Source organism: Alistipes megaguti (genome assembly GCF_944320325.1).
Lineage (GTDB): Bacteria > Bacteroidota > Bacteroidia > Bacteroidales > Rikenellaceae > Alistipes > Alistipes megaguti.
This window is the reverse complement of sequence record NZ_CALUHA010000002.1, coordinates 34,540-60,370: the sequence shown is the minus strand read 5'-3', so window position 1 is coordinate 60,370 and position 25,831 is coordinate 34,540. Positions and strand designations below refer to the sequence as shown.

Annotated in this window: 18 protein-coding genes and 1 pseudogene; 16 read left to right on the top strand and 3 right to left on the bottom strand. The window is 58.2% G+C overall.

Features of this window, described 5'->3' with window-relative positions; translation table 11 throughout:
• Positions 1-29: 29 nt before the first annotated feature.
• Entirely contained in the window at positions 30-404 is a 375-nt protein-coding gene (locus PUQ42_RS00895) for a thioesterase family protein (RefSeq protein ID WP_273369934.1), read from the bottom strand.
• A gap of 227 nt (positions 405-631) precedes the next feature.
• Between PUQ42_RS00895 and PUQ42_RS00890 the strand changes: the two genes are divergently transcribed.
• The 16 genes and pseudogenes from PUQ42_RS00890 (at position 632) to PUQ42_RS00820 (ending at position 23,191) form a co-directional block, all read left to right on the top strand.
• The gene (locus PUQ42_RS00890; protein ID WP_087309189.1) at positions 632-1,210 is read left to right on the top strand and encodes a DUF4294 domain-containing protein; all 579 of its coding nucleotides are present in this window, start codon (positions 632-634) and stop codon (positions 1,208-1,210) included.
• Positions 1,211-2,044: 834 nt separating this feature from the next.
• Positions 2,045-4,521, top strand: a pseudogene (locus PUQ42_RS00885) (SusC/RagA family TonB-linked outer membrane protein).
• A 16-nt stretch (positions 4,522-4,537) separates the two neighbouring features.
• The gene (locus PUQ42_RS00880) at positions 4,538-6,049 is read left to right on the top strand and encodes a RagB/SusD family nutrient uptake outer membrane protein (RefSeq protein WP_273369933.1); all 1,512 of its coding nucleotides are present in this window, start codon (positions 4,538-4,540) and stop codon (positions 6,047-6,049) included.
• 31 nt (positions 6,050-6,080) lie between these two features.
• Positions 6,081-7,055: a DUF4984 domain-containing protein gene (locus PUQ42_RS00875; RefSeq protein WP_087404031.1), complete on the top strand. Its 975-nt coding sequence runs from the start codon at positions 6,081-6,083 to the stop codon at positions 7,053-7,055.
• Positions 7,056-7,119: 64 nt separating this feature from the next.
• Positions 7,120-8,946 carry a hypothetical protein gene (locus PUQ42_RS00870; RefSeq protein ID WP_273369931.1) on the top strand — a complete coding sequence of 609 codons (1,827 nt, stop codon included), beginning with the start codon at positions 7,120-7,122 and terminating at the stop codon, positions 8,944-8,946.
• Positions 8,947-8,972: 26 nt separating this feature from the next.
• The gene (locus tag PUQ42_RS00865; protein ID WP_273369930.1) at positions 8,973-11,738 is read left to right on the top strand and encodes a DUF4458 domain-containing protein; all 2,766 of its coding nucleotides are present in this window, start codon (positions 8,973-8,975) and stop codon (positions 11,736-11,738) included.
• 2 nt (positions 11,739-11,740) lie between these two features.
• Positions 11,741-13,498: a BACON domain-containing protein gene (locus tag PUQ42_RS00860; protein ID WP_273369929.1), complete on the top strand. Its 1,758-nt coding sequence runs from the start codon at positions 11,741-11,743 to the stop codon at positions 13,496-13,498.
• 4 nt (positions 13,499-13,502) lie between these two features.
• On the top strand, positions 13,503-15,071 hold the full coding sequence (locus PUQ42_RS00855) for a S8 family serine peptidase (protein WP_337956009.1): 1,569 nt from the start codon (positions 13,503-13,505) through the stop codon (positions 15,069-15,071).
• A gap of 5 nt (positions 15,072-15,076) precedes the next feature.
• Positions 15,077-15,460 carry a hypothetical protein gene (locus tag PUQ42_RS10290; RefSeq protein ID WP_337956008.1) on the top strand — a complete coding sequence of 128 codons (384 nt, stop codon included), beginning with the start codon at positions 15,077-15,079 and terminating at the stop codon, positions 15,458-15,460.
• 18 nt (positions 15,461-15,478) lie between these two features.
• Complete coding sequence (locus tag PUQ42_RS00850; protein WP_273369928.1) at positions 15,479-16,165, top strand: DUF1573 domain-containing protein; 687 nt, start codon at positions 15,479-15,481, stop codon at positions 16,163-16,165.
• Entirely contained in the window at positions 16,135-16,311 is a 177-nt protein-coding gene (locus PUQ42_RS00845) for a hypothetical protein (protein ID WP_273369927.1), read from the top strand. Before PUQ42_RS00850 ends, PUQ42_RS00845 begins: the two co-directional genes overlap by 31 nt.
• Before the next feature lie 6 nt (positions 16,312-16,317).
• On the top strand, positions 16,318-16,815 hold the full coding sequence (locus tag PUQ42_RS00840; protein WP_273369926.1) for a lipocalin family protein: 498 nt from the start codon (positions 16,318-16,320) through the stop codon (positions 16,813-16,815).
• A gap of 219 nt (positions 16,816-17,034) precedes the next feature.
• The gene (gene ffh, locus PUQ42_RS00835; protein ID WP_087309180.1) at positions 17,035-18,372 is read left to right on the top strand and encodes a signal recognition particle protein; all 1,338 of its coding nucleotides are present in this window, start codon (positions 17,035-17,037) and stop codon (positions 18,370-18,372) included.
• Positions 18,373-18,743: 371 nt separating this feature from the next.
• Positions 18,744-19,625, top strand: a complete 882-nt coding sequence (gene era, locus PUQ42_RS00830; RefSeq protein WP_087404037.1) for a GTPase Era — start codon at positions 18,744-18,746, stop codon at positions 19,623-19,625.
• A gap of 195 nt (positions 19,626-19,820) precedes the next feature.
• Complete coding sequence (locus PUQ42_RS00825) at positions 19,821-21,803, top strand: tetratricopeptide repeat protein (RefSeq protein ID WP_122120631.1); 1,983 nt, start codon at positions 19,821-19,823, stop codon at positions 21,801-21,803.
• Between the two features lie 17 nt (positions 21,804-21,820).
• On the top strand, positions 21,821-23,191 hold the full coding sequence (locus tag PUQ42_RS00820) for an MFS transporter (protein ID WP_197714860.1): 1,371 nt from the start codon (positions 21,821-21,823) through the stop codon (positions 23,189-23,191).
• Between the two features lie 516 nt (positions 23,192-23,707).
• Here PUQ42_RS00820 and PUQ42_RS00815 read toward each other — a convergent pair.
• Both PUQ42_RS00815 and PUQ42_RS00810 read right to left on the bottom strand, forming a co-directional pair.
• Positions 23,708-24,850, bottom strand: a complete 1,143-nt coding sequence (locus PUQ42_RS00815) for a glycosyltransferase (RefSeq protein ID WP_087309177.1) — start codon at positions 24,848-24,850, stop codon at positions 23,708-23,710.
• 184 nt (positions 24,851-25,034) lie between these two features.
• Positions 25,035-25,766, bottom strand: coding sequence for an acyl-[acyl-carrier-protein] thioesterase (locus PUQ42_RS00810; protein WP_273369925.1), 732 nt, complete (start codon positions 25,764-25,766; stop codon positions 25,035-25,037).
• Positions 25,767-25,831: the final 65 nt, after the last annotated feature.

Here is a 25,831-nt window from a genome sequence, read left to right as displayed (position 1 = left end):
CGGGCCGGCGTCGTTCACCGGCTGCGAAGTCAGCCCAGTTTTTCCAGGAAGCGGCGGCGGTCCACCACGTAGCGGACGTGCGTTCCCTCGCCGATCAGTCCGACCTCGTCGCGCGCTCCGACGTTGAAGGTCAGTTTGCGCCCCTCAACCGCCGTCAAAACCGCCGTGGCGGTGATCTCGGCTCCCAATTTCGAAGGCTTCACGTGCGTCGTGTTCATCTCCGAGCCCACGGTCGTCGACCCCTCGGGCAACTCCCCGGCCACGGCCTCCATCGCCGCATGCTCCATCAATGCCACCATCGCCGGCGTGGCAAATACCGCAAGGTCGCCCGATCCCATCGCGGCGGCCGTATTCTCAGCCGTCACCATCGTGGTGCTGCGGCCCGAAAGTCCTGCTTCAAGCATCTCCTTTTCCTGTTTTGGTTCGTTTTTCTTCATTCGCACACCACTCGCTCCCGACATCCGGATCCGTTCCGCACCCCCAGGATTTGCTTCTCCCGCGAAGTTGTCGTATATTTGCGCAGGTGTGACGCCGGCAAAGATAAGCAAATCGGGCGCAAAAAACGACCTTTCGACGCAATTTTAACCCCGGGCCGCCCGTTTTTCTGTCGACTGATCCCCCATTGCCGATCATGAAAAAGTGGTTCCTGCTCCTCTTCCTGATCACGGCCGCACTCCCCGAAGTGATGGCCCAGGGCGGTCGCGGATTCTGGCATCAGGAGTGGGAAGTCCAGAAAAACGGCGACTCCATCGCTCTGGTCCATATCCTGCCCGTCTACGTCTTCAGCCGACCGGTCGACCTGCGACGTTACCGCCGGTTGGTCGATGCCGTGCGAAAGGTATACCCCATCGCCAAGATCGCACGCGCCAAAATGGCCGAAATGGAGGACGAACTCTGCCGCCTCCCAACAAAAAAAGCCCAGAAAGCCTATATCAAGGAGGTGTACAACCAGATCAAGGAGGAGTACACCCCCGTACTGAAACACATGACACGAACCCAGGGCCGCGTCCTGCTCAAACTCATCGACCGCGAAACCGAATACACCGCCTACCAGGTCCTCAAGGAGTTCCGCGGTGGATTCATCGCCGGATTCTGGCAAGGCGTCTCGAAGGTCTTCGGACAGGATCTCAAATCGCAATACGACCGCGAGGGCGAAGACAAGATGATCGAACAAATCATCATCTACTACGAAGCCGGTCTGATCCGCTGACCCAGCCCTGTCCGCAACCCCTCTCCATTGGACAATCCGGACAGTCACCCCCGCTCCGGACAAAACCCATCGGGAGTGCTGTCAATATCCGTAAAATATATATTTACAGGACTTTGCGCATCAAAACGGGATCCAGCCAAATCGGATCGCCCCGCCCCCAGATCCAACAATAAGCAGATCCGATCATATAAACGAAAATGGCCGAAATAGTTTTCCGGAAACAACGCTCGTAAAATCCGGTTGCAAATCACATCAAAATTTCATATCAAAAGTATTTTGGCCATTTTTGATTACAATCTATTACTTTGGACTTTCTCCACATAAACGATCGACACAACGGGTCATTCAAGAGTTGAGGAAGCCAATCCTCTTTCTTTACCAAAATTGGCAATCAATCCAAAAAACCGCCCTACAAGGGCATATAAGGCTACTTTTAGTACATTACGTCCCCTCGGCAACCTTCAAGAATCAACCTGCTTCCGCTCCGGGAACTCCTCCTTGTTTTCTGCCAAATTCCCCTTTTCCGCCCCATTTTCCGAGTTTTGAAAAAATTTTTTTATATTTTTTTCGCCTTTTAGATTACAAACTGTTATTTTACATTAAAAGACTGTAAAACAAGATATTAAATTATTTCAATAATAGGCGACAATACACTTTGTCAACAGAAAGATTACATTTCGGTCCATTCACCGGTTTGTTTAAATCATTTATTTATAATATTCACATTTGTGGCGACAGAAAGTAATTTCACTATGCAACAATCAAAAATTCTACTACTGAAATTCGCTTTCCTTTTGTGTTCATTACCCGCTCTGGCCCAGGGGGGGGGAAAGTATCACGGTTAGCGGTGTCGTCACATCGGCCGAAGACAAAGCTCCTCTGGTCGGTGTTCACGTACTTTCCGGCAGCACCAGCGGTGTCAGCACCCTCGGCGATGGATCCTACTCCATCGTCGTCGCTCCCGGAACAGTTCTCTCCTATCACTACATCGGCTTCAAGGTCGCCGAATTCACCGTCCCCGAGGGAACTGCCAAACTCACTCACAAAGTCGAGCTCCAGCCCGAAGCTCAGGCCCTCGACGATGTCGTGGTCATCGCTTACGGTGTCCGCAAAAAGGGAACAATCACCGGTTCGGTCTCAACCGTCAAGGCCGAAAAGGTCGAATCAACTCCTACGGCCGCCTTCGACCAGGCCCTCCAGGGACAGGTCCCCGGTCTGACCGTCATGTCCAACACCGGTGAACCCAGCGTCGCCGCTACGTTCACCATCCGCGGTACAAACTCCATCAACTCCGGTACCGCCCCCCTGTACATCCTCGACGGTATTCCCATCTCAAGCTCCGACTTCAACGCCATCAACCCCTCCGACATCGAGTCGATCTCCGTCCTCAAGGACGCCTCGTCGACCTCGATCTACGGTTCGCGTGCCTCGAACGGCGTCGTCGTCATCACCACCAAACGCGGTCGAATGGCCGAAAAGCCCATCATCTCCTACCGCATGCAGCTCGGTTTCTCCCAGATCGCCAAGGGCAACCGGGACCTGATGAACACCGAGGAGCGCATCCAGTATGAAAAGGAGATCGGACTGACCGACGGAAAGGACTACAACCTCCTCAGCCAAACCGACGTTTGCTGGCTCGACGAAGTCTACAACAACGCCGCCATGCTCCAGAACTACGAACTCTCCGTGTCGGGCGCCAACGAGAAGACAAACTACTACGTCTCGGGCGGATACTACAGCCAGGAGGGTATCGCCCTGGGCTCGAACTTCGACCGGTACTCCATCCGTGCCAATATCGAACAGCGCGCCGCCAAGTGGCTCAAGATCGGGACCAACACCATGCTCAACTACCAGGATATCGAACAGGCTGACGATGGCGAATACACCCTCGTGACCCCGATCTCCGCCGCCCGATTCATGCTCCCCTACTGGAACCCCTACAACCCCGACGGATCGCTCGCTTCGGTCAACGACGGATCGTGGAAGGGTGACGGACAGAACCCCCTGGAGTGGATCAAGAACAACCAGCGCTCCTACAAGAAATACAAACTCGTGTCGAGCATCTTCGCCGAGGCTACCATCATCGAGGGGCTGACCTTCAAGTCGCAGTTCAACGTCGACTTCTCACACATGACCGGTCTGAGCACCTCGGCCCCGAGCTATGCCCCGAATCTCGGTCAGGGCAACGCCCAGCGCCTCTCGAGCGATGCGCTGACCCTCTCGGTCACCAACACGCTCAACTATCAGTTCCAGAAGGACAAGCACTCGTTCAACTTCCTGCTCGGTCAGGAGGGCGTCAACTACCACTACGAGGGATTCACGCTGCGGGCCGAAGGTCAGAACAACGACAAACTGGTCAACATCACCTCCGGTACGCGCGTCACCTCGTGGAGCGACACGACCGATGACGACTACTCCTACATGTCGGTCTTCGGCCGCGGCGAGTACAACTACGACGACCGCTACTATGCCGACTTCTCGATCCGTGCCGACGCCTCGTCGCGCTTCGGCGCCAACCGCCGCTGGGCCGGATTCTGGTCCCTGGGCTTCATGTGGAACCTCCGCAACGAAGCTTTCATGGAGAGCGTCAGCCGCTGGCTCTCGAACGCACAGATCTCCTTCAGCACCGGTACCTCGAACTCTACAACGGCGTGCAGGAGTATGAAATGTCCGCTACGTCGATGAAGCTCGTCGTCGGTCACGACAGCGGCGAATTCTACGTCAACCGCTTCGCCGGCGTCAACCCCGCAAACGGAGACGCCCTCTGGTACACCAAGGACGGCGAAATCACCACCGAAATGCGCGACGAAGACAAGGTGCTCGTCGGCAAGAGCATGAACGCCCCCTGGGCCGGCGGTTTCGGCACGAACCTCTCCTGGAAGGGAATCTCGCTCTCGGCCCAGTTCTCGTGGGTGGCCGACCGCTGGATGATCAACAACGACCGATACTTCGACGAGTCGAACGGCCGCTACAGCGCCTACAACCAGTCGCGCAAGCTGCTCGACCGCTGGAAGAAGCCCAGTGACATCACCGACATCCCGCGTCACGGCGTCTACACCGAGTTTGACGACCGTCTGCTGGAGGATGCCTCGTTCCTGCGTCTGAAAAACCTCATGCTCAGCTACTCGTTCCCCCAGGAACTGCTGCGCAAAACCCGGTTCATCAACGGAATACGAATCTACGCCCAGGCGCAGAACCTCTTCACGTTCACCAAATTCTCGGGCCTCGATCCCGAAGGTATCGGAAACATGTATCAGGCGCAATATCCCATGTCCCGCCAATTCACGTTCGGTCTCGACCTCACGTTCTAATCGACAGCCAATGAATATGTTACGAAATATCAAGTCACTCATCGCCGCGATTCTTCTGGTAGCCGGCACCTCGTCGTGTCTGGACAAACTGCCCGAATCGTCCATCCGTGAAGACGAGGCCATGCAGACCTTCGACGATGCCGAACAGATCCTCACGGGCATCTACGAAGGTCTGATGAGCAGCTCGCTCTTCAGCGGGACCCTTACCGTCATGCCCGACATTCAGGCCGATCTGGCTTACGCCGTCGAAAACTTTTCGAACGTCTACGGCCCCGCATGGCTCTGGAACCTCCTCTCGACCGATCAGGATGTCGAATCGGTCTATGCCGCTCTCTACGGCGTCATCAGCCGCTGCAACTTCTTCCTCGAGCGCGTCGACGCCGTCAAGCAGCAGGAGACCAATTACGAAAACATCGATGCCCTGGACACCTACACCGGCGAGGTCTACACCATCCGCGCACTCTGCTACTCAAAACTCATCGAGTGCTTCTGCAAGGCATACGACCCCGCAACGGCCGAAAACGAACTCGGCGTCGTCCTGCGTTCGAAGTACTCCACGCCCGAACCCATGAAGCGCGCCTCGCTCAAGGCTTCCTACCAGTTCGTCATCGACGACCTGAACCGTGCCGAAGAGTTGCTGGACAACGACAACGACCAGTACAACAACATCTACGCCTCGGCCGCTGCCGCACAGGCCCTCCATGCCCGCGTGGCCCTCTACATGCAGGACTATCAGACGGCCGTCGACTACGCCTCGAAGGTCATCGGCAACGACATGTTCCAGCTGGCCGACGCCAACACGCAGTACACATCCACGGATACCTATCTGACCTACATGTGGAACTACGACTCGAGCTTCGAGATCATCTGGAAGGTCGGATTCACGACCACCTCCTACGGCGGCGCCCCGGGTCAGGTGTTCTTCAACGCCAACCGCGACTACACGTACACCTATCCCGACTACGTGCCCGCACAGTGGGTGCTCGACGCCTATGCCGATACGGACCTGCGTTACGACGCCTACTTCAAGGAGTACACCACCGGCTATGCCAACGGACTGACGTGGCCCCTGTTGTACAAGTACTTCGGCAACCAGTCGTTCATCACCTCGGCAAACCTCTACATGATCTCGATGCCCAAGCTCTTCCGTCTGGCCGAACAGTATCTGATCCGTGCCGAGGCCTACTGCAACCTCCCGACGCCCAACTACTCGGCGGCCAGCAAGGATCTCACCACGCTGCGTCAGAAACGTTACTCGGGCGGCGCCGGAGCCATCACCGTCAGCGCCAACAACTGGCTCGAAACCATCTCCGCCGAGCGCGTCCGCGAACTCTACATGGAGGGCTTCCGTCTGAACGACCTCAAACGCTGGCACATGGGATTCGAACGTAAACCCCAGTCGTGCTCGCTCACCGAAGGCAGCTCGCTCAAGATCGAGGCCGACGACCCGCGTTTCGTTTGGCCCATCCCGCGCCACGAACTCGAATCGCCCGGCGCCGAAATCGAGCCCAACGAGAGCAACAACTAACGCATTCACCGTTTACTAAGACCTTTCAAACATGAGACGAATTACTGTCATACTGTGCACGGCCGCCCTGGGCGGACTCCTCGCCACAGGATGCAACGCGGATAAAAAGACCTACTCCGATGCCGAATACATCATGTTCGCCGACACGATGTCGACCTACAGGGTTTTCCCGGACGAGGCCAGCTTCTCCGTCCCGGTAACCTCGACCGTCGCCTGCGACTACGACCGCACGTTCGCCGTCGAGGCCATCGATCAGGGCAGCAACGCCATCGACGGCTACCACTACCGGATCCTATCCAATACCATTACCATCAAGGCCGGTGAACGTACCGCCAATGTCGAAATCGCCGGGTGCTACGATCATATTCAGGATACCGACTCGCTGGGATTCAAACTCCATCTGGTGATGCCCGATCAGCTCCGCTGGACGAGCCTCTATCCCGAGAGCGACTACACGAAGGTTGTCCTCTACAAGGGCTGCAACTATGATCTGGATACGTTCAGCGGCTGGTGCGTCGTCACGTCGCTGCTGCTCTACGACTACCCCAGCGCACTGGACACCAACTACCAGCGGCTCATCTACACCGAAAAGCACCCCACGGAACCCAACACCATCATCCTGCACGACTTCCTCTACAACGGATACGATGTCACGATGCGTCTGACGAACGACGATCCCAACAATCCGATCATTGAGATGGATGAAGACCAGGTCCTCAGCGACGAGCAGACCGTCTTCGGACAGATCAACGGCGATGACAAGATCCTCGGTACCGTCAGCCCCTACTACGACTCGTATTACAATACGTGCCAGAAATCCATCTCCGCCTGGCTCTACGTATATATAAAGAACGTCGGAACCATGGTGGGTGCGGTCGGACACTACTACAACACCCTGGAGTGGGTATCGCTCGAGGAGGCCGTCCGGCTCAAAACCGAAGAGAACATGTCAGGGGCACGCGATCCGCGCGAGGATCCGAACTACCCCGGGAATGCCCAAGAATGAGAAACCCGAAAATTCCATCCAAATTCTCATTCTCCAATTATAGTACCACTAAACGCAATGTCTTATGAAAAACACGATTTTATATTGGACATCGGTTCTGTTGGCGAGTTCAGCCCTGATACTCTCCGGCTGCAAGTCGGAGGACGACAGCGTTGATACACCGATCACTCCCGCGTTCCCGGAGCTGCTGCAGGCGACCATCCCCGCCGGTGAGAACTCCTGCGCCGTGACCTTCACCCCCAACATGGACTGGAGCGCGTCGATCCCCACCGACGAGGTAACTTCACGCTGGTTCACACTCCGCTACGACCCCTTCGAAGGCGTATCCGTATCCGGAAAAGCCAGCACGGAGCCCGTCACCCTATATGTCGAATCCATCTCCACGGGAACCTTCGACGAAAACCCCGTCTGCGAGGTCTCGCTCACGATGAACGGCCAAACCAAGGTTATCGCCCAGATCACCCGCGGCAACAAGGCCCGCGAATTCGAACTCTACGCCTCGGAGTACAACACGACGGATAATTTCACAACGGATGATTTCACCATCCCCTATGTCTACCCGGAGACCGCTCTGACCAAATACTCCGGCCCAGATCAGGCCTCCGGAGATACCGTAGAGCTGAAATGGCCCTTCCGCGTAAGCAGTTTCATGTATGTCTTCAAGGCCAAGGGCAACTTCAGCTGGCTGATCTCGAAACCCGAGGGGCTGGAGATCTCCTCAATGGCCATTGCGGATGATCCCGGCAGCTACCAGATCACCGTCACCGGTGACTTCTCCGCAACCAATCTGGACACCCACACGGCCGTACTCGACTTCTACGACAGATCCATCAACCGCGACGAGGATCCCGGAAACAACGCCCACAACCGATATTGTCTGCGCATCCCCGGATTCCGCGACATCGTCCGCCATCCGTTGGCCAACATCGACGCCACCTTCACCTTCAACAAAGAAGGCAAGTATATCAGCAACACACTGGGGAACGAAACCATCTCGGACAATCTCTCCACGACGGTTTCCAGTACGGAAGGGCTGGCCTTCTACGTGGCCGAGGAGATTGAGCATGTCGGATATGTATTCAAAAAGGGTCCGGCACAATGGGTGACCATAGCCGACACCTGGGACTCCGAACTCGAAGACGTTTTTCAGAAACACCAGTACACCGTGACGGTAGCTCCCAACGAAACCGGAGCCGCCCGTACGGCCAAGCTGATCGCCCTGCCCAAGAGTCTGGCCGACGAACTGCAGGATGATCCATTTAATATGCTGGAGGGCATGACGGACTTCAAGGCGGAGTACAAGCCCTACGTCTATGCTACCATCGAACAGAGCGACGCTTCGTCCAGCGGCGATACCGACGATTTCATCACCATCAACCCGGAGGTACAAGACCGCTTCGAGGGTCCAGATGCCATTGCAACCCTTACCAAGCTCGATCCGGACAAGGATGAAGACCAGCAGTTCTTCAAGGATCACGAGAACGATAGCCACATCTTCGACTATGCCGGACCCTGGGAGAACAAAGAGTACCCGGTCTATGTACTGACCTGCAAGGCCAATCCGATGCAGTCGAACGACACCGAGCTCGGTATCGGCACCCTCTTCGCAGACGCCACTTACAACCAGGTCAAGATAGATCCCGAAGGAACCACATGGTTGGCATGCGAACCGATGGAGGCTGTCAATGGGAAGACCGAGCTTTTCATCAACACGGAAATGAGTGATACGGCCCAGAAAGGAGATACGGCAACCATCGTGTTCCAGGAACTCACTCCCGAAGGTTGGATAATAGGTACACTCGGTGTTATTGTCGTCGTCCATGACTACGGTTCTGAACCTGCACCCGGTGAAGGCGCAGGCGGCGAGTCTTCGGCAACTGACGCTTTCTGACACTGCAAAAACAGGGGCCCCGTTGAATGGGCCGGGGCTCCTGTTTTCAAAATATCAAATCCTTATTCGCCTTCGTCGTCTCTTGCGCCGCACTCTGCTCCGCAGCCTGCTCCGACGACGACGGTATCGACAATCGTGAGCTCGAATACGGCTATGTCCAGTTCAAGCTCTACAAGGAGGCCTCCTATCCGCAAACGCAGGATGCCCAGGGCCTCACGCGTGCCGACCAGACCGACCATATGGTCGCTCAGCTCGACTCCCTCTCCCGGGCCTGCAAGCTCCGCATCAGACTCCTGTCCGGATCGACGACCATCTCGCAGACCCTTACCCTCTCGGCCTCCAGCAGCGAAGCTGCCGAGTTCGGCCTGCGAAGCGACAAACTCGAGCTCATGGCCGGTGACTATCAGATCATCTCGTTCATCCTCTACGATATCACCGATACCCCGATCTACAGCGGTACGGTCTCCGACAACCAGCTTTCGGTCGTCGCCGGCGGCCGGACCATCCATGACCTTACGGCAAACGTCGCCCCCCGCGGAAAGGTCCGTTTCAACCTCGTAAAGGATATCTCGGAACTCACCGGGAAATGGAACGCAACACGAAGCTCATCCCGCAACCGCGAATATACCTTCGACGAAATCGCCTACTTCGACGTCTCCGTCCACAAGGCCAACTCCGACGAAGAGGAAATCACTTTCACAAACCTGAAGGCGAACTTCGACGTTCACTTCGACGAAGAGAATGTCGAAAGCGACAAATTCGGATACCAGACCTCGTCGATCACCTGCGACTCGCTCCTTTTCCTCCCCGCAGGAACCTACGAAATCACCGGCCTGGTCACCTACGACACCAACAAACTCCTGCTCGAAACCATCACCGGCGGGATCCCCGAGAAGTACAACTTTACGGTCACGGACAACGAGACGATCGATGCCAAAGCCCCCGTCACCATGCAGGAGGCCGATGAGTACATTCAGGACGGATACGCCCTGAAGGCCATCTGGGAGGCCCTCGACGGCCCGAACTGGTACTACGGCGGTCAGGACTACAACAAGGGCTGCAACTGGGACTTCAACAAGTCGCCCGACCTGTGGATCGATCAGCCCGGTGTCGAGGTCCACTCGAACGGCCGTGTGGCCAAGCTCGTGCTCAGCGAGTTCGGAATCAGCGGCGACATGCCCGCCGCTATCGGTCAGCTCACCGAGTTGGCCGAACTCTACCTCGGTTCGCACAGCGATACCAACACCGGCACCTACGACCCGATGCTCGACCAGTCGAAGTCGCTCGAAGACCGCAACCGCAACCGGCTTGCCTACAACAAGCAGTATCTGGCAGCCACGCACATCCAGCCCCAGATGTCCTATCCCTGCGCCCTGGCCCTCAAAGAGCACAACCTCACCAGCCCGGCCATCTATCTCTATGAGCAGGGCTACACCGAGGACCAGATCTTTGACCGCAAGAGCGGCCGTCAGGTCGAAATCCAACCCAAGGATGTCATCGCCGGACGTTTCTGCAACAACCTCAAGAGCCTGCCCGACGAAATCGGCAACCTGACCAAGCTCGAGTATCTCTACATCGCCAACAGCCCCATCTCGAATACCCCCACGACGATCGCCAACCTCGCGTCGTGCACGCTGCTCGAGATCTACAACTGCCCCAACCTGCACGGCCTGCCCAAAGAAGTCGGCGACATGCCCGCCCTGGTACAGGTCAACATCTCCTGCAACCAGGGTACCGCTCAGCATCCCGGATGGACGGCCGACGAGATCTACCGGTCGATCGGATACCTGGCCAATGGCAAGTCGCAGAATCTGATCCAGATGTTCTATGCCCGCGACAACAACCTCGAGAAGTTCCCCGAGGATATCAAGCAGATGGAGCGCCTCAACTTGCTCGACCTGGCCAACAACAAGATCCAGGGCGTGATTCCCGCGTTAGGCAACAACTTCATGCCCTCGGAGCTCTACTTCGAGAACAATGAAATCACCGGTTTCGGAACCGAAACGGTCAACGGCCGCCGCATCTTCTGCAACACCGACAACCTGGAGACCTTCTCCGCTTCGTACAACAAGCTTACGAAGGTCCCCGACATCTTCACCAGCAACACCCCCAACTACGTGTCGAGCGTTTCGCTGGGCTACAACGAGATCGACGGTTTCGAAAACCAGGACAACGGCCAGTATCAGGGTATCAACGTCAAGACCTTCACCCTCTCGGGCAACCGGATCAAGACCTATCCCGCCTGCATGGCCAAGAGCCAGTCGCAGATCAGCTACATCCTGCTGGCCGGAAACGGTCTGGAGGGATTCGAGAAGGACTGCTTCACCTCCCCCAAACCCGAAAACCAGGCAAACCTGATCTCCATCGACCTGACCTACAACCGTATCAAGGAGCTTCCGGATGATTTCCATGCCGGAAACATGCCTTACCTCTACGGTGTGGACCTCTCCTACAACGCCTTCTCGAAGTTCCCCTGGGAACCGACCGACGCCCTCACGCTGACGGTCTATGCCGTCCGCGGCCAGCGCGACGACAACGGCAACCGCTGTCTGAAGGAGTGGCCCACGGGCATCTACAAGCACACCGGTCTGCGCGGTCTCTATCTGGGGTCAAACGACCTGCGCAAAATCGACGACACAATCTCCTATCTGATCTACAACCTCGATATCAGCGACAACCCCAACATCACGTTCGACGCTTCGGACATCTGCTACTACTGGCAAGCCGGAGCCTACACCCTGACCTACGACAAAACGCAGAATATCATCAACTGTCCTGAAATGCTCGAATAACCATGAAAGTACGCAATCATATCTTCCTCGCGCTGCTCGCCGTCGCCTTCATGGCCTCCTGCTCCGAGGCCGACAAGACGATCGAGTTCGGGGTCGACAACAACTCGATCGACATCGAAGCCGTCGGCGGCACCCGTAAAGTCAACGTATCGGCCGGCGAAAACTGGGTCGCTACCTCCTCCGCACCCTGGATCACCGTATTGCCCGCAAACGGCCGCGGTTCGAAAGAGTGCAGCCTGATTATCGACTCCGCCATCACCACCTCGCCTCGCGACGGTTATGTCCTCTTTATTAATACCGACAATAACAACGAATACAAGCGTGTCGACGTCTCGCAGAAGGGTTTCGACTATGCCATCACCCTTGATGAGCCATCGGTAAACATCGAAAACTATGCAACGCTCGACAAACGCTACTTCGACGTGAAGGTGAAAACCAATGTCGCCTTCAATGTCAAGGTCGTCGACGAAGAGACCGGAGCTGAACCCAGTTGGGTCGATGTCGGTCAGTTCAACGTTAACCTCGACCACGGCCGTCGCCCCCGCGAAGTCTCCCTGCGCATCTCCTGGGGTATCAACTCCACCCCGATGCAGCGCAATGCCCTCCTCTCGTTCACGCCTGCCGAAACGGATGTTACCTCCGAAATGCTCGCCCGGAACGACGAACTGACCATCAACCAAAATGCCGCTGAGCGCATCGTCACAGGACGCGGAGGTGACTCCATAGCCCTGCTCGGCATTGCCCGGTCGCTCGAAGTCTGGGACTCCAATTGGGAAAGCTCCGGCGAAAAAATGGACAACTGGGACGGCGTAGTTCTCTGGGAAGAGGGCATGAGCGGATACGTCGATTCGCTGAAGGGCCGTGTCAAGTCGGCCGAGTTCAACTCGTTCTCCACCAAGGAGGGCATCCCCTACGAGGTACAGTATCTGACCGCGGCCGAAGAACTCAAGTTCTACAGCAACGTGAACACCTTCCAGCTCAACCTCAGCACGGGTCCCTACATCTGTGAACTCACGCAGCTCAAACGGCTGACTATCGGTGCATACGGTCTGACCGAACTCGACGAAAACTTCACCAAACTGAAGAACCTCGAGTACCTCGATCTGAGCAGCAACAATTTCGAACAGGTGCCTGCCGTCATCAACCCGGAGAACTTCCCGAAGCTCCATGCGCTGCAAATGGTCAACAACCAGCGACTGCTCATCTATGACCTGAGTAACAGCATCTCGACCAACTTCGGCGGTCTCTATCTGCATACCAAGTACGATTCGGCCCAGGATACCTTCGGCGAATTCCCCACGTGGCTGCTCAAGTGGGAGCCCGACGCGGCAAAGGGAATCGCGGGTCTCGACACGCTGAAACTCTCGGTAAACTACCTCCAGGGTTCAATCCCCGATTTCAAGGATGACGCCACGATCGGTTATTACGACGATGAAGATTTCATCCGGCCCGACACCATCCCGGCCATACATGTCAAACGCGTCATGCCCCAGTTGAAGATGTTCGCTCTGAACCTCAACCGTCTGACCGGAGAGCTGCCCGAATGGATCCTCTACCACCCGGCTCTCGACTGGTGGGACCCCTACACCCTGCTTTTCACTCAGGAAGGCAAGGACGAAAAGGGTAACCTGGCAGGTTTCTCCAATACGCCCGTAAACCTGAACTATTACTACGAAAAGTACACCAAGAAGGAGATGGCCGGCAGCTCCAGCGACCAGGAGACGGGAACCGACTCCGGATCCCAGACCGGCAGCCGTTAACACTATGTATCTCGTATCGGCCCTCAGCGTCGTGGCGCTGTTCGCCTTCCATGCCTGCTCGACCGAAGATCTCGTCGAACCCTCCGCCTCCAACACTCAGTCGGAGCCCACGGAGATGAGCGGTGAGGTCATCGTGAAGTTCGACCCCGCGGTCAGCGATCTGCTCGATGAACGCGGCCTGGCTCAGACCCGCAGCAACGCCGCTGCAACCCGCAGCGGTATCTACTCCGTGGACGAGGTGCTCGACATGCTCGGCGAGGTCCAGGCCGCCACGCCCAACCGCACCATCAAACGGGCCTATCGCACCGACCGAAAGCCTATCCCCTTCCCCAAGGAGCTGCTCAATGCCCCCGCAACCCGTGCCGAGGGTGAGAACGGATACGTTTACAACGACCAGCTCCTCAAATGGGAGTGGCACATGATCAACCGCGGCTATCAGGACCACTTCACCATCGATCCCGAGGAGGATGCCGAGGTAGCCAAAGCCAAGTTCCAGGTCGGTGCCGACGTCAACTGCGAAAAGGCCTGGGAGCGTACGACGGGTGATCCGTCGATCATCGTGGCCGTGCTCGACGAGGGCATCTACTTCCGCCACCCCGACCTGCAGTACAACATGTGGGAGAACGAGGGCGAAACCTACGGCTCGCACAAGGACAACGACGGCAACGGATATGTCGGCGACTACTACGGATACGACTTCATCAACAATACGGGAATCATCTCCTGCGACAACTCGGCCGATACGGGCCACGGAACCCACGTGGCCGGTGTGATCGCCGCCCGAAACAACAACGGAATCGGCATCACCTCGATCGCCGGCGGCACGGAGGAGAATCCCGGCGTGAAGATCATGTCCTGCCAGATCTTCTCCGGAAACACCTCGAGCAATACGGTCAGCCTGGCCCGCGCCATCAAGTACGCGGCCGATAACGGGGCCGTCATCCTGCAGTGCAGCTGGGGCTACACCTCCAGTACGGCCAACGGCTATGAAAACACCCCGGGGTTCGCCACCCAGGAGGAGTGGGAGACCAACTGCCCGCTGGAGAAGGCTTCGCTCGACTACTTCGTCCATAACGCCGGTTCGCCCAACGGACCCATCGAAGGCGGTATCCCCGTCTTTGCGTCGGGTAACGAGAGTGCCCCCTCGGCCGGATTCCCCGGCGCCGCGGACTACTGTGTCTCGGTGAACGCCATCGCCGCCGACTACACCATCTCGACCTTCTCGAACTACGGCCCCGGTTCGAACATCTCCGCTCCCGGCGGCGACCAGGACTACTACTTCGACTACATCGGTTCGGAAAGCTCCGATCCCGCCTATACCGCAGCACGCGGCGCCGTCGGATGCGTCCTCTCGACCATGCCCCCGCAGGTCAGTGACCAAACCGGATACGGCTACATGGAGGGTACCTCGATGGCCTGCCCCACGTATCGGGTGTCGCCGCGCTGGGTCTCTCCTACGCCGTCAAGCTGCGCAAGCACTTCACCGCCGCCGAGTTCCGCAAACTGCTCGTCGAAAGCGTTACCCCGATCGACGACTACCAGACTGGGAACAAGAACTATTACCACTATGTGAGCGATATGGGCAAGAACTATCCCAAGATCATCCCGCTGTCGCAGTATGTCGGCAAGACCGGTGGTCTGGTCAATGCCGACAAGCTCCTGGCCGCCATCGAGGGCGAAGAGGCCGGTACGGCCGTCACCTTCCCGAACATCTACCTCGGAATCGGGGAAGAGAATGCCGTCAAGGAGGATCCCGCCCGCTACTTCGTCAACGGAGAAAGCCTCTCCTACACGCTCAAGATCGACAATACCTCGGTCGCAACGGGCGAAATCAAGGAGGGCAAAGCCGTCTTCATCGGCCTGAAGGAGGGGGTAACGACTGCCTCGATCGAAGCCAACGGCACGGTACAGAAATTCAACATCACCGTCCGCAAGACGGCCAACGGTAACGGCTGGCTCTAATTCGGAGAAGGAAGGCTTATGCCCGGAAGATCGCTCATAACGAAGATTCTGGTCCCGATGGGGATGGCGGCGGCACTCGGCGCCGCCTCCCCCGTCCGGGGACAGTTTCACATCGTTCCCCGTCAGCGGCTCGACAGCATGGCCAACCCTGCACTGGCCAACGGCGCTCAGGCAATGCGGTTCGTCGCCAAACGGATCGAAACCGGTCCGATCGGCGAAGACGACGGCCCGAAAAACTACCGCTTCGAGTGGCAGAACGTCGGCGACAAACCCCTGGTCATCACCCGCATCACGACCACGTGCGGCTGCGCCGCCCCGTCGTGGGACCGCCAGCCGGTCAAACCCGGAGAGAAGGCGACGGTTACCGTCACCAACCACCCCAAAGGCCATCCCGGCAGCTTCACGCGGAAGATCTTCCTCTTCACGCAACTCGCCGCGAATGCGCCGACGGCCATCCTCGAACTCTCCGGCGAGGTGATCCCCTCGGCCCGTCCGACCTACGCCTACCCCCATGCCCGCGGGAATCTGCTCCTCAAGCAGGAGGCGATCCACCTCGACCCGCAGCTGAAGGCCGTCGAACGAATCGAGTGCCTCAACGGCGGAAACGACACCCTGCGCATAGGCGTCGATACGCGGATCCTGCCCCCTGCATCCGGGCCGGATTCAAGCCCGAGGTGCTCCGACCGGGAGAGATCGGCGAGCTGACCGTGCGGTTCGATCCGACGGCCGGCCGTGCCCCCCAGCGGGTGCCGCTCTTCCTGCGCGGTGTGGGGCTCCCGCCCTCGCAAAGCGCCGTGACAGTCTACTTCGACCCAACCACCAACGAATCCAAATCTGTGAACAACAACTAACGAAATATGAAAAATCTGCTCAAAATCTCGCTCCTGATGCTCTTCGCATTCGGCCTGACCGCCTGCGATGACGACAAAAGCTACGACGACCCCGGACTCGAAGTCTCGCTCTACAACCTCTCCGGTACGTGGAAACTCGACTCCTGGAACAACGGCGAAGCCCTGGCCGACGGCAGCTACGTCTACATCGAGCTCTCCTACCGCGACGGAAACGAGTTCACCATCTACCAGAATCTCGACAGCTTCGGTCCCCGCCGGATCACCGGCGTCTACAACCTCTCGACCGACGAATCCCTCGGCTCGGTCATCCGCGGCATGTACGACTACGAGAACGGAGACTGGAACCATCGCTACATCATCCGCAACCTCTTCTCCGACCGCATGACCTGGATCGCCACCGACGACGCCCAGAATGTCTCCGTCTACAAGCGTTGCCCGGGCGTGCCGCAGGAGATCCTCGATGCCTACAAGGACGAAATCGAGGCCGAAGAGAGCGAAAAATAGACCGAACCGAACACCTCTGCGGCAGATGCGCCCCGCGGCGCACCCCGCGCAGGCCATCCCGAGACGGGGAGCGACATGCATGCACGTCGCTCCCCGTTTTTTCGCGGCCGACCGATCGCGCTCACGGGACAATTTTCCCGGCCCCGGATTGCGCTTTCTGAATTTCTTATTAACTTTGCGCTTTGGAAACCAAAACGCTCGAAATCCTTTTTAAGAAATATGTTCGAAAACCTTACCGATAAACTCGAACGGTCGTTCAAAATCCTCAAGGGAGAAGGCCGCATCACGGAAATCAACGTCGCCGAAACCCTCAAGGAGATCCGTCGCGCCCTGATCGACGCCGACGTCAACTACAAGGTCGCCAAGTCGTTCACCGACGAGGTCAAGCAGAAGGCTCTGGGACAGAACGTCCTCACGGCCGTCAAGCCCGGGCAGATGCTCACGAAGATCGTCCGCGACGAACTCGCCGCCCTGATGGGAGGTACGGCTACGGATATCCGGCTGGAGGGTACGCCCGCCGTCGTGCTGATCGCCGGTCTGCAGGGTTCCGGTAAGACGACCTTCTCCGGAAAGCTCGCCGCCATGCTCAAAAGCAAAAAGGGACGTCAGGTGCTGCTGGTGGCCGGCGACGTCTACCGTCCCGCGGCCATCGACCAGCTGAAGGTCCTCGGTGAGCAGATCGGCGTCGAGGTCTACACCGAAGAGGGAAACAAAAACCCCGTGGAGATCGCCCGACACGCCATTCAGTATGCCCGGCAGAAGAACTGCAACGTCGTGATCGTCGATACGGCCGGCCGTCTGGCCGTCGACGAAGCCATGATGCAGGAGATCACGGCCATCAAGGCCGCCATAAAACCCTCCGAGACGTTGTTCGTCGTCGATGCCATGACCGGTCAGGACGCCGTAAACACGGCCAAGGAGTTCAACGACCGGTTGGATTTCGACGGCGTCGTACTGACCAAGCTCGACGGTGATACGCGCGGCGGTGCCGCCATCTCGATCCGTTCGGTGGTCAACAAGCCCCTGAAATTCATCTCCAGCGGCGAGAAAATGGATGCCCTGCAGGTCTTCCACCCGGAGCGCATGGCCGATCGAATCCTCGGCATGGGTGATGTCGTCTCGCTCGTCGAGCGCGCCCAGGAGCAGTTCGACGAGGAGGAGGCCCGCAAACTCAAAAAGAAACTCGTCAAGGATCAGTTCAACTTCAACGACTTCATCGCACAGATCCAGCAGATCAAGAAGATGGGCAACCTGAAGGATCTGGCCTCGATGCTTCCGGGCATGGGCAAGCTGCTCAAGAATGTCGACATTCCGGACGACGTCTTCAAGCAGACCGAGGCGATCATCTCCTCGATGACCCCCGCCGAGCGCGAACACCCCGAGATCATCAACGCCCGGCGCCGCGAACGCATCGCAAAGGGCTCGGGAACGACCGTGGCCGACGTCAACCGCCTGATGAAGCAGTTCGACGACACGCGCAAGATGATGAAAGCCGTAGCCGGCGGCGGCATGAAGATGCCCAAGGTCCCCGGTGGCGGCATGTTCCGCCGGCGATAGTCCCCCGGCCGAAGGAGCCGAGAGAAACAGAAAAGGGACCGAGAGAAACAGAAAAGGGACCGAGGCGCAGAAAAAGGCCGAGAGGAACTGATGGGCCAAGAGGAACTGATGGGCCGAGAAGGGGCCGAAAATGAAGAGTTGAGAGGAAGCATGTTCCTGCCGCAAATAAACGAATACTCGGCTCCCCAAAAACAGCTAAAGGAGACTTTCGAAAACGAAGGTCTCCTTTTTCGTCCCCGCAGCGGGGCGGAAATGAACCCGCAACACCCTTAAACGACAAAATCCACCGGTAAATTCACCGCCCGACAGTTGCAGGCATGCCATTTTATCCGTATCTTTGTCCGAATCATCTCCGAAAAGAGTACAGCAACATGCATAAATCGGGCTTCGTCAATATTATCGGAAATCCCAACGTCGGAAAATCAACGCTCATGAACGCCTTGGTCGGCGAACGGCTCTCGATCATCACCTCCAAGGCCCAGACTACCCGTCACCGAATCATGGGTATCGTATCGGGCGACGACTTCCAGATCGTCTACTCCGATACCCCGGGGATCCTCAAACCCGCCTACAAACTCCAGGAGTCGATGATGAAATTCGTCAACGGCGCCCTGACGGATGCCGACGTCATCCTCTACGTCACCGACACCGTCGAGCAGAGCGACCGCTCGGCCCAGATCCTCGAGAACATCCGCCACAGCGGGATTCCCGCCATCGTCGTTATCAACAAGATCGACCTCTCGAACCCCGCGGCTCTCGACACTCTGGTCGAAAAGTGGCACCAGATCCTCCCCGAAGCCCGGATCGTCCCCGTCTCGGCCAAGGAGCAGTTCAACCTCGAGGGGCTCTTCAAGACCATCCTCGAACTGCTGCCCGAAGGCCCCGCCTTCTACCCCAAGGATACACTCACGGACAAAACCCTGCGATTCTTCGCCTCGGAGATCATCCGCGAAAAGATCCTCCGCTTCTACGACAAGGAGATCCCCTACTGCTGCGAAATCGAAATCGAAAGCTACAAGGAGGAACCCACGATCGACCGCATCTCGGCCACGATCTTCGTCTCGCGCGAATCGCAGAAGGGGATCATCATCGGACACAAGGGCGAAAAACTCAAACGCGTCGGGCAGGCCGCACGCGAAGACATGGAGCAGTTCCTCGGCAAGAAGGTCTTCCTGCAGCTCTTCGTCAAGGTCAGCGACGACTGGCGGAACAACGATCGGCAGCTCCGCCGCTTCGGATACGAAACCGAATAGCCGACCGCCCGGCCCGGGGCAACACTCCCGGGGCCCGTCCCGCACTCACGCGTAAAGGCCGGCGGGAAGGTAAGGGGACGGGAAGGGTCGCGTGAGCCCCGGGCCACAATCGCGTGTGAAGGCTTGGGAAGGGACTCCGGACCGTAACAAAACAATAAAGTCCCTCAAAAGGACGTTACAACAAAAACTCGAAAAATGCGGAAATTCATCATCGCCCTGCTGGCCGGTATCGCCCTGCTGGGGTCTCACGCGGCTCACGCCCAATACAACCGGGAGTACTTCTTCTGGATGGGCCGCACCTGCATGATGAACAACAACTACCAGGAGGCCATCCGCACGCTGAACATCCTGCTGCGATTCGACGAGGACGCCTTCGAGGGATACTTCCTGCGCGGTATCGCCAAATACAACCTCGACGACCTGCTCGGCGCCGAGGAGGACTTCTCGACGGCCATCCGCCTCAATCCCGTCTACACCCAGGCATATACCTATCGCGCCATCACCCGCTCGCGCCTCGGAAACTACGACGACGCCCTGCAGGACTTCCGTGAAGCCATCGAACTGCGCCCCGATCTGCCCGGCCCCTACTACAGCCGCGGGGTCACCCGTCTGCTTAACCAACAGTTCAAGGAGGCTATCTCCGACTTCGACAAGTTCATCCGCCAGGAAAACAAGGTCGCCGATGCCTACATCTGCCGCGGACTGAGCTATCTCCACCTCAAGGACACGGTGAAGGCCTATGAGAACTTCAACACCGCCATCCGCACCAATCGCGAAGATCCCAACGGGTACAACCGCCGCGGAGGCCTCTATCTCGAACAGGAACGTTACAAGGAGGCCGAGGCCGACTTCAACAAGGCCATCTCGTGCGATTCAACCTACCTGCTCTCGTTCTTCAACCGCGCACTGGTCTACAACGCCACCAACCGCCCGATGCAGGCGCTGGCCGATTTCGACCGCGTTATCCAGCTCGACTCGACCAACTCGCTCACCTACTTCAACCGCGCCATGCTCCGCACCCAGATCGGCGACTACAACCGCGCGCTGGAGGATTACGACCGCGTGGCCCTCTATTCGCCCAACAACGTGCTGGTCTACTACAACCGCGCCGGCGTACATGCCCAGCTGGGCGAGATCGAAGAGGCCGTCAAGGACTACACCCAGGCCATCAAACTCTACCCCGACTTCGCGAACGCATACATCTACCGCGGACAGCTGCGCGAACTGCTGCGTGACCCCAAGGGCGCCCGCAGCGACCGCGAAACCGCCCAGCGCAAAATCGCCGAATACCGTTCGCGGCTGAGCGACAGCACCTACTCGATCTTCGCCGATACCACACAGCGTTTCGACCGTCTGCTGTCGTTCGACAGCAAACTGGCCGGGACCGGTTTCGAAAGCATCTCCGGACACAACGGCGGACACGAGGAGATGCGTCTGCTGCCGCTCTTCAAGTTCACGCTCATGCGCCCCGACTCGATGCCCGAACCCTATCGTCTGCAGCGCATCGAGGACTTCAAACGCCGTATCGGCAACGAATACCTCACCCTCTCGTGCCGCGAAAGCAACATCGCTCCCGATACGCTCGTGATGCTCGACAAGGAGTATGTCCAAAGGCTCAAGAGCGGCGAAACCAACTGGGCGCTGCTCTTCCAACGCGGCGTCTCGCAGTCGCTCATCAAACAGTACACCAACTCGGTCAACACCTTCTCGACGGCCATCGAGCAGAACCCCTCGAACCCGTTCCTCTATCTGAACCGTTCGACGACCCGCGCCGAAATGATCGACTTCATCTCCTCGATCGACAACTCCTATCAGCGGATATCGATCGACTCGGATCCGGCCAACCGGCTGAACAACAACTCGAAACGAACGTACAGCTACGACGAGGCCGTGGCCGACCTGAACAAGGCCATCAAGCTCTTCCCCGCATTCGCCGAGGCTTACTACAACCGCGCAAACCTCCGGGCCCTCTCCGGAAGCCTGCCCGAAGCCTACGAGGACTACTCGAAAGCCATCGAACTGAACCCCGCGTTCGCCGAGGCTTACTACAACCGCGGCGTCATCCAGATCTTCATGAAGGATACCCGAAAAGGCTGTCTCGACCTCTCGAAGGCCGGCGAACTCGGAATCACCGAGGCTTACGACATCCTCAAGCGTTACGCACAACTCGAAGACTAATCCAAACCCAATAAAACATGACAGCAACTATCCAACGCAAACTCAACGATTCGCCCGCGGCGCGGTGGACAGCCCTGGTCCTCATCGCTCTGATGATGTTCTTCGGCTACATGTTCGTGGACGTGATGTCCCCGCTCAAATCTCTTATCGAGTCCTCCCGCGGCTGGGACAGCGGTACTTTCGGAACCTATGCCGCTTCGGAATACTTCCTTAACGTATTCTTCTTCTTCCTGATCTTCGCCGGCATCATCCTCGACAAGATGGGAATCCGCTTCACCGGTCTGCTCTCCGCATCGCTGATGGTCATCGGCGCCTCAATCAAGTTCGTCGGTATCTCCGACTGGTTCCAGACCACGGCCTTCAACGAGTGGCTCAACAGCTGGTGGGTCTCCTTCCCCGGCAGCGCCAAGATGGCTTCGCTCGGATTCATGATCTTCGGCTGCGGCTGCGAAATGGCCGGTACGACCGTCTCCAAGGCCATCGCCAAATGGTTCGACGGAAAGGAGATGGCTCTGGCAATGGGCCTCGAAATGGCTATCGCACGGTTGGGTGTCTTCGCTGTCATGTGGCTCGCCCCGATGATCTCGAACCGATTCGACCACTCGGTCGTCGCTCCGGTCGCCTTCTGCACCGTGCTGCTCATCATCGGACTGCTGTGCTACACGGTTTTTGTCTACATGGACCGCAAACTGGACCGACAGCTCATCGCGGCCGGTGAGATGAAGGAGCAGAAATCCTCCGACGAAGAGTTCCATGTCAAGGACCTCGGCCTGATCTTCCGCAGCAAGATGTTCTGGCTCGTCGCACTGCTCTGCGTGCTCTACTACTCGGCCATCTTCCCCTTCCAGCGCTACGCCCCCAACTTCCTCGAGGTGACGCTTCAGATCGACGCCGAATCCGCCGCACGTCTCTTCAGTTGCTTCCCGATTCTGGCCATGATCCTCACGCCGTTCCTCGGCGCCATGCTCGACTTCCGCGGCAAGGGGGCCACGATGCTTATGGTCGGAGCCGTGATCATGATCGCCTGCCATCTGAGCTTCGCCTTCCTGCTCCCGGCATTCCCCTCGAAATGGTTCGCCCTGCTGCTCGTTGTCGTCCTCGGCGTCTCGTTCTCCCTGGTGCCGGCCGCTCTCTGGCCTTCGGTCCCGAAGATCATCGATGCGAAGATCCTCGGCTCGGCCTACTGTCTGATCTTCTGGATCCAGAACGTCGGTCTCTGCCTCGTGCCGCTGCTCATCGGCAAGGTCCTCGATGCCACGGGCGGATACACCGTCCCGATGATGATCTTCTCGACATTCGGCGTGCTGGCCTTCATCTTCAGCTTCTACCTCAAGATCGAAGACCGAAAGAAGGGTTACGGCCTCGAACTGCCCAACATCAAGAAATAGCCCGAACTCCGAACGATACATGGAGAAGCCCCCTGCCTGCGGTTTATCCCGGGCAGGGGATTTTCGTGGGTGGGGAGGGATGAGGCCGGCCGACAGCAGCGGCTTGAGCGGCAACGACGTAAGGAAAGGACGGCAAGGATTCGGTTGGAACCGCGACGGGGCGGATTGGGACCATAGCAAAAGCCGGGGTCGGCCAAGGCAAGTGTCGGGACCGGACCAAAGCAAGTGTCGGGATGGGACCGAGCCGGAATCAGACTGAGTCTAGGAAAGGTCGGGGTTGAGCTGCGACATGGGCGAGTCGGAACTGCGGCGGGACAGGCGAGGAGTGCGGCGGGAACTGCGGCGAGGGCAAGCGAGGCCTCGGACGAGGACAAACTGGGACTGCGGTGGAGCAGGCGGGGACTCGGCAGAGGCAGAGGCACAAGGGGACTCGGCAGAGGCAGAGGCAGGCAGGGACTCGGCAGGAACAGACGGGAACCGCGATGAGGTCAAGCTCACCCCCTCCCCTTCAGGAAATCACTTCCCGGCAACCAGTCCGTAGAGCTCCGTGATGCGGTTGCACATCTCCTCCCAAGAAAAACGCCGACGTACCTCGACGCAGTTTTCCCGAAAACGGGTTAGATGATCCCCTTCATACATCCGTTCAATGGCAGCCGCGACCCCTTCCGCAGTCGGCTCGCAGACGTAGCCGACCCGACCGTCGGGGACAATCTCAGCCAGCCCCCCGACGTCGGTCACCACCATCGGCACACAGAACTGATAGGCAATCTGCGTCACACCGCTCTGCGTGGCCGTCTTGTAGGGTTGCACGACGAAATCAACCGCCGAAAAGTAGTATTTCACCTCCTCGTCCGGAACGAAATGGTCGTGAAGCAGCACTTCGTCCTGCAGCCCGCTGTCGGCTATCTGCCGCAGGTAGGGCTCCTTCGAGGTGTAGAACTCTCCGGCCACGATCAGCCGCCGGCCGGCAGTCTTGCCCTGACACCGCAGAAGCGACCACGCGTCGAGCAGGATATCAAGCCCCTTGTAGTCGCGGACCAGCCCGAAAAAAAGCACATAACGCAGGTCGGGATTCAGCCCCAGCCGCACGCAGGCCTCCGAACGTTCGATCCGCTCACCGAAATTCTCGAACAGCGGATGGGGCGAAAAGAGCGCCGGGACCGACGTATAGGCACCGAGTTCGCCGTGAACCTGTTCGGACATGTAGATGAAGCCGTCGACCGATGACAGGAAATAACGGTTGAAGGGACGGTCGATCAGGTGATGTTCGTGCGGCTCGACATTGTCGATCTGGCAAAGGACCTTCGTATGGCCGTTGCGCCGTGCCAGACGCGCGATCGTACCGAAGCAGGGCGCCATGAAGGGCGTCCAGTACTTCATCAGCACGAAATCGGGCCGATCCCGGCCGATCGCACGCCCGATGCGCAGCCAGTTCAGCGGATTGACCGTATTGACGCACCGTGTGATGTGCAGATCCGCCGGCGCCGGGGTATCTACCGTCTGGCTCTCGCCGGGAAAGAGCAACGAGGGGTATTGCAGCGTGAAGGTCCGGATGCGGACCTCAGCCCCCCGGCGCTGGAATGTCCGCGCCAGAATCTCCAGAATGGAGGCCAATCCGCCCCGATACGGGTGGGCGGGGCCCACGATCGTGATTTTCATGGAATCGGTTTTACGAAATTCTCGAACGGATCACGTCCCGTCCGCTGGCGATTGTTGACGTGCGGCCCGGTGTACCGCAGAGGACGCCATAGCATGCCGGTCGTTTGTCGGTCAGTTGCCGGTGTACAGCCGATACCGCGCAACCGATCGGCTCGGCAACTCAACTCGGCAGGTCGGCTCGGCGTTACGCGCGCCACTCCAACGAAGCCCGTACGGCCGCCGTCGCTCCGTCGCCCGTGATCTCGAACAGCACCGACTGCTCCCGCTCCTCGCACCCCACCGTCAGCGTCTGTCCGTAACGGCACTCCTTCAGGAAGTGGATATCCAGCCGGACAGGAACCTCCAGCGTCAGCCGCTCGAGAGGCAGCATGTCGAGCATCATCTCGATATAGCGCATCGTATTGACATGGCGGTTGAAGTCGATATCGCTGTAGACCACCCGGTGTTCGGTGCTGCGTGTGGGCTTCACCTCGCGGATCTTGCGCGGCTTCTCGGCCGGAGGCGGAACCGCCACCACCGCATCGTTGTGCTCGCGGCCCACCCACGAGAGATCCACCGCCGAGCGTGTCGTCAGATCGATCATCGCCCATTGCGTCACCGAACGCCCGAATTCATGTCCCGCAGCGTCAGTCAGCGTGAAGTTACGCGTCGACAGCACCCGACCGTAGTCGCTGATCCACGTGGCTATCGTATAGTCGGTATACTGTTCAGGCCGCCGGTCAATCTCGATGGCCATGCGCGAAAGAACCCACGAATGGTTCCCGGCATTGAGCACATCCACTCCAAAACCCTTGCCGTAGGCATCCACACCCGCCGTATTGAGAATCGAACCCCCGAGCGATGCCAGCGTCGCCCGCAGCGTGAAATCCACATCCTGAGGCTCAACCCGATAGTGATAAAGCGATTTTTCTGCCATATCCGTCATTTGTTGCAACAAAGATAGGAATTTTTCGTATATTTGGCAAACCGCATCGGTGGTTT

Excerpts from the sequence above, each read along its gene's own strand:
- PUQ42_RS00820 (WP_197714860.1), top strand. The coding sequence starts at position 21,821 with ATGACAGCAACTATCCAACGCAAACTCAACGATTCGCCCGCGGCGCGG.
- PUQ42_RS00870 (WP_273369931.1), top strand. The coding sequence starts at position 7,120 with ATGAAAAACACGATTTTATATTGGACATCGGTTCTGTTGGCGAGTTCA.
- PUQ42_RS00825 (WP_122120631.1), top strand. The coding sequence starts at position 19,821 with ATGCGGAAATTCATCATCGCCCTGCTGGCCGGTATCGCCCTGCTGGGG.
- PUQ42_RS00895 (WP_273369934.1), bottom strand. The coding sequence starts at position 404 with ATGCTTGAAGCAGGACTTTCGGGCCGCAGCACCACGATGGTGACGGCT.
- PUQ42_RS00860 (WP_273369929.1), top strand. The coding sequence starts at position 11,741 with ATGAAAGTACGCAATCATATCTTCCTCGCGCTGCTCGCCGTCGCCTTC.
- ffh (WP_087309180.1), top strand. The coding sequence starts at position 17,035 with ATGTTCGAAAACCTTACCGATAAACTCGAACGGTCGTTCAAAATCCTC.
- PUQ42_RS00815 (WP_087309177.1), bottom strand. The coding sequence starts at position 24,850 with ATGAAAATCACGATCGTGGGCCCCGCCCACCCGTATCGGGGCGGATTG.
- PUQ42_RS00850 (WP_273369928.1), top strand. The coding sequence starts at position 15,479 with ATGCCCGGAAGATCGCTCATAACGAAGATTCTGGTCCCGATGGGGATG.
- PUQ42_RS00875 (WP_087404031.1), top strand. The coding sequence starts at position 6,081 with ATGAGACGAATTACTGTCATACTGTGCACGGCCGCCCTGGGCGGACTC.
- PUQ42_RS00840 (WP_273369926.1), top strand. The coding sequence starts at position 16,318 with ATGAAAAATCTGCTCAAAATCTCGCTCCTGATGCTCTTCGCATTCGGC.
- PUQ42_RS00855 (WP_337956009.1), top strand. The coding sequence starts at position 13,503 with ATGTATCTCGTATCGGCCCTCAGCGTCGTGGCGCTGTTCGCCTTCCAT.
- era (WP_087404037.1), top strand. The coding sequence starts at position 18,744 with ATGCATAAATCGGGCTTCGTCAATATTATCGGAAATCCCAACGTCGGA.
- PUQ42_RS10290 (WP_337956008.1), top strand. The coding sequence starts at position 15,077 with ATGGGCAAGAACTATCCCAAGATCATCCCGCTGTCGCAGTATGTCGGC.
- PUQ42_RS00810 (WP_273369925.1), bottom strand. The coding sequence starts at position 25,766 with ATGGCAGAAAAATCGCTTTATCACTATCGGGTTGAGCCTCAGGATGTG.
- PUQ42_RS00865 (WP_273369930.1), top strand. The coding sequence starts at position 8,973 with ATGGGCCGGGGCTCCTGTTTTCAAAATATCAAATCCTTATTCGCCTTC.
- PUQ42_RS00880 (WP_273369933.1), top strand. The coding sequence starts at position 4,538 with ATGTTACGAAATATCAAGTCACTCATCGCCGCGATTCTTCTGGTAGCC.
- PUQ42_RS00890 (WP_087309189.1), top strand. The coding sequence starts at position 632 with ATGAAAAAGTGGTTCCTGCTCCTCTTCCTGATCACGGCCGCACTCCCC.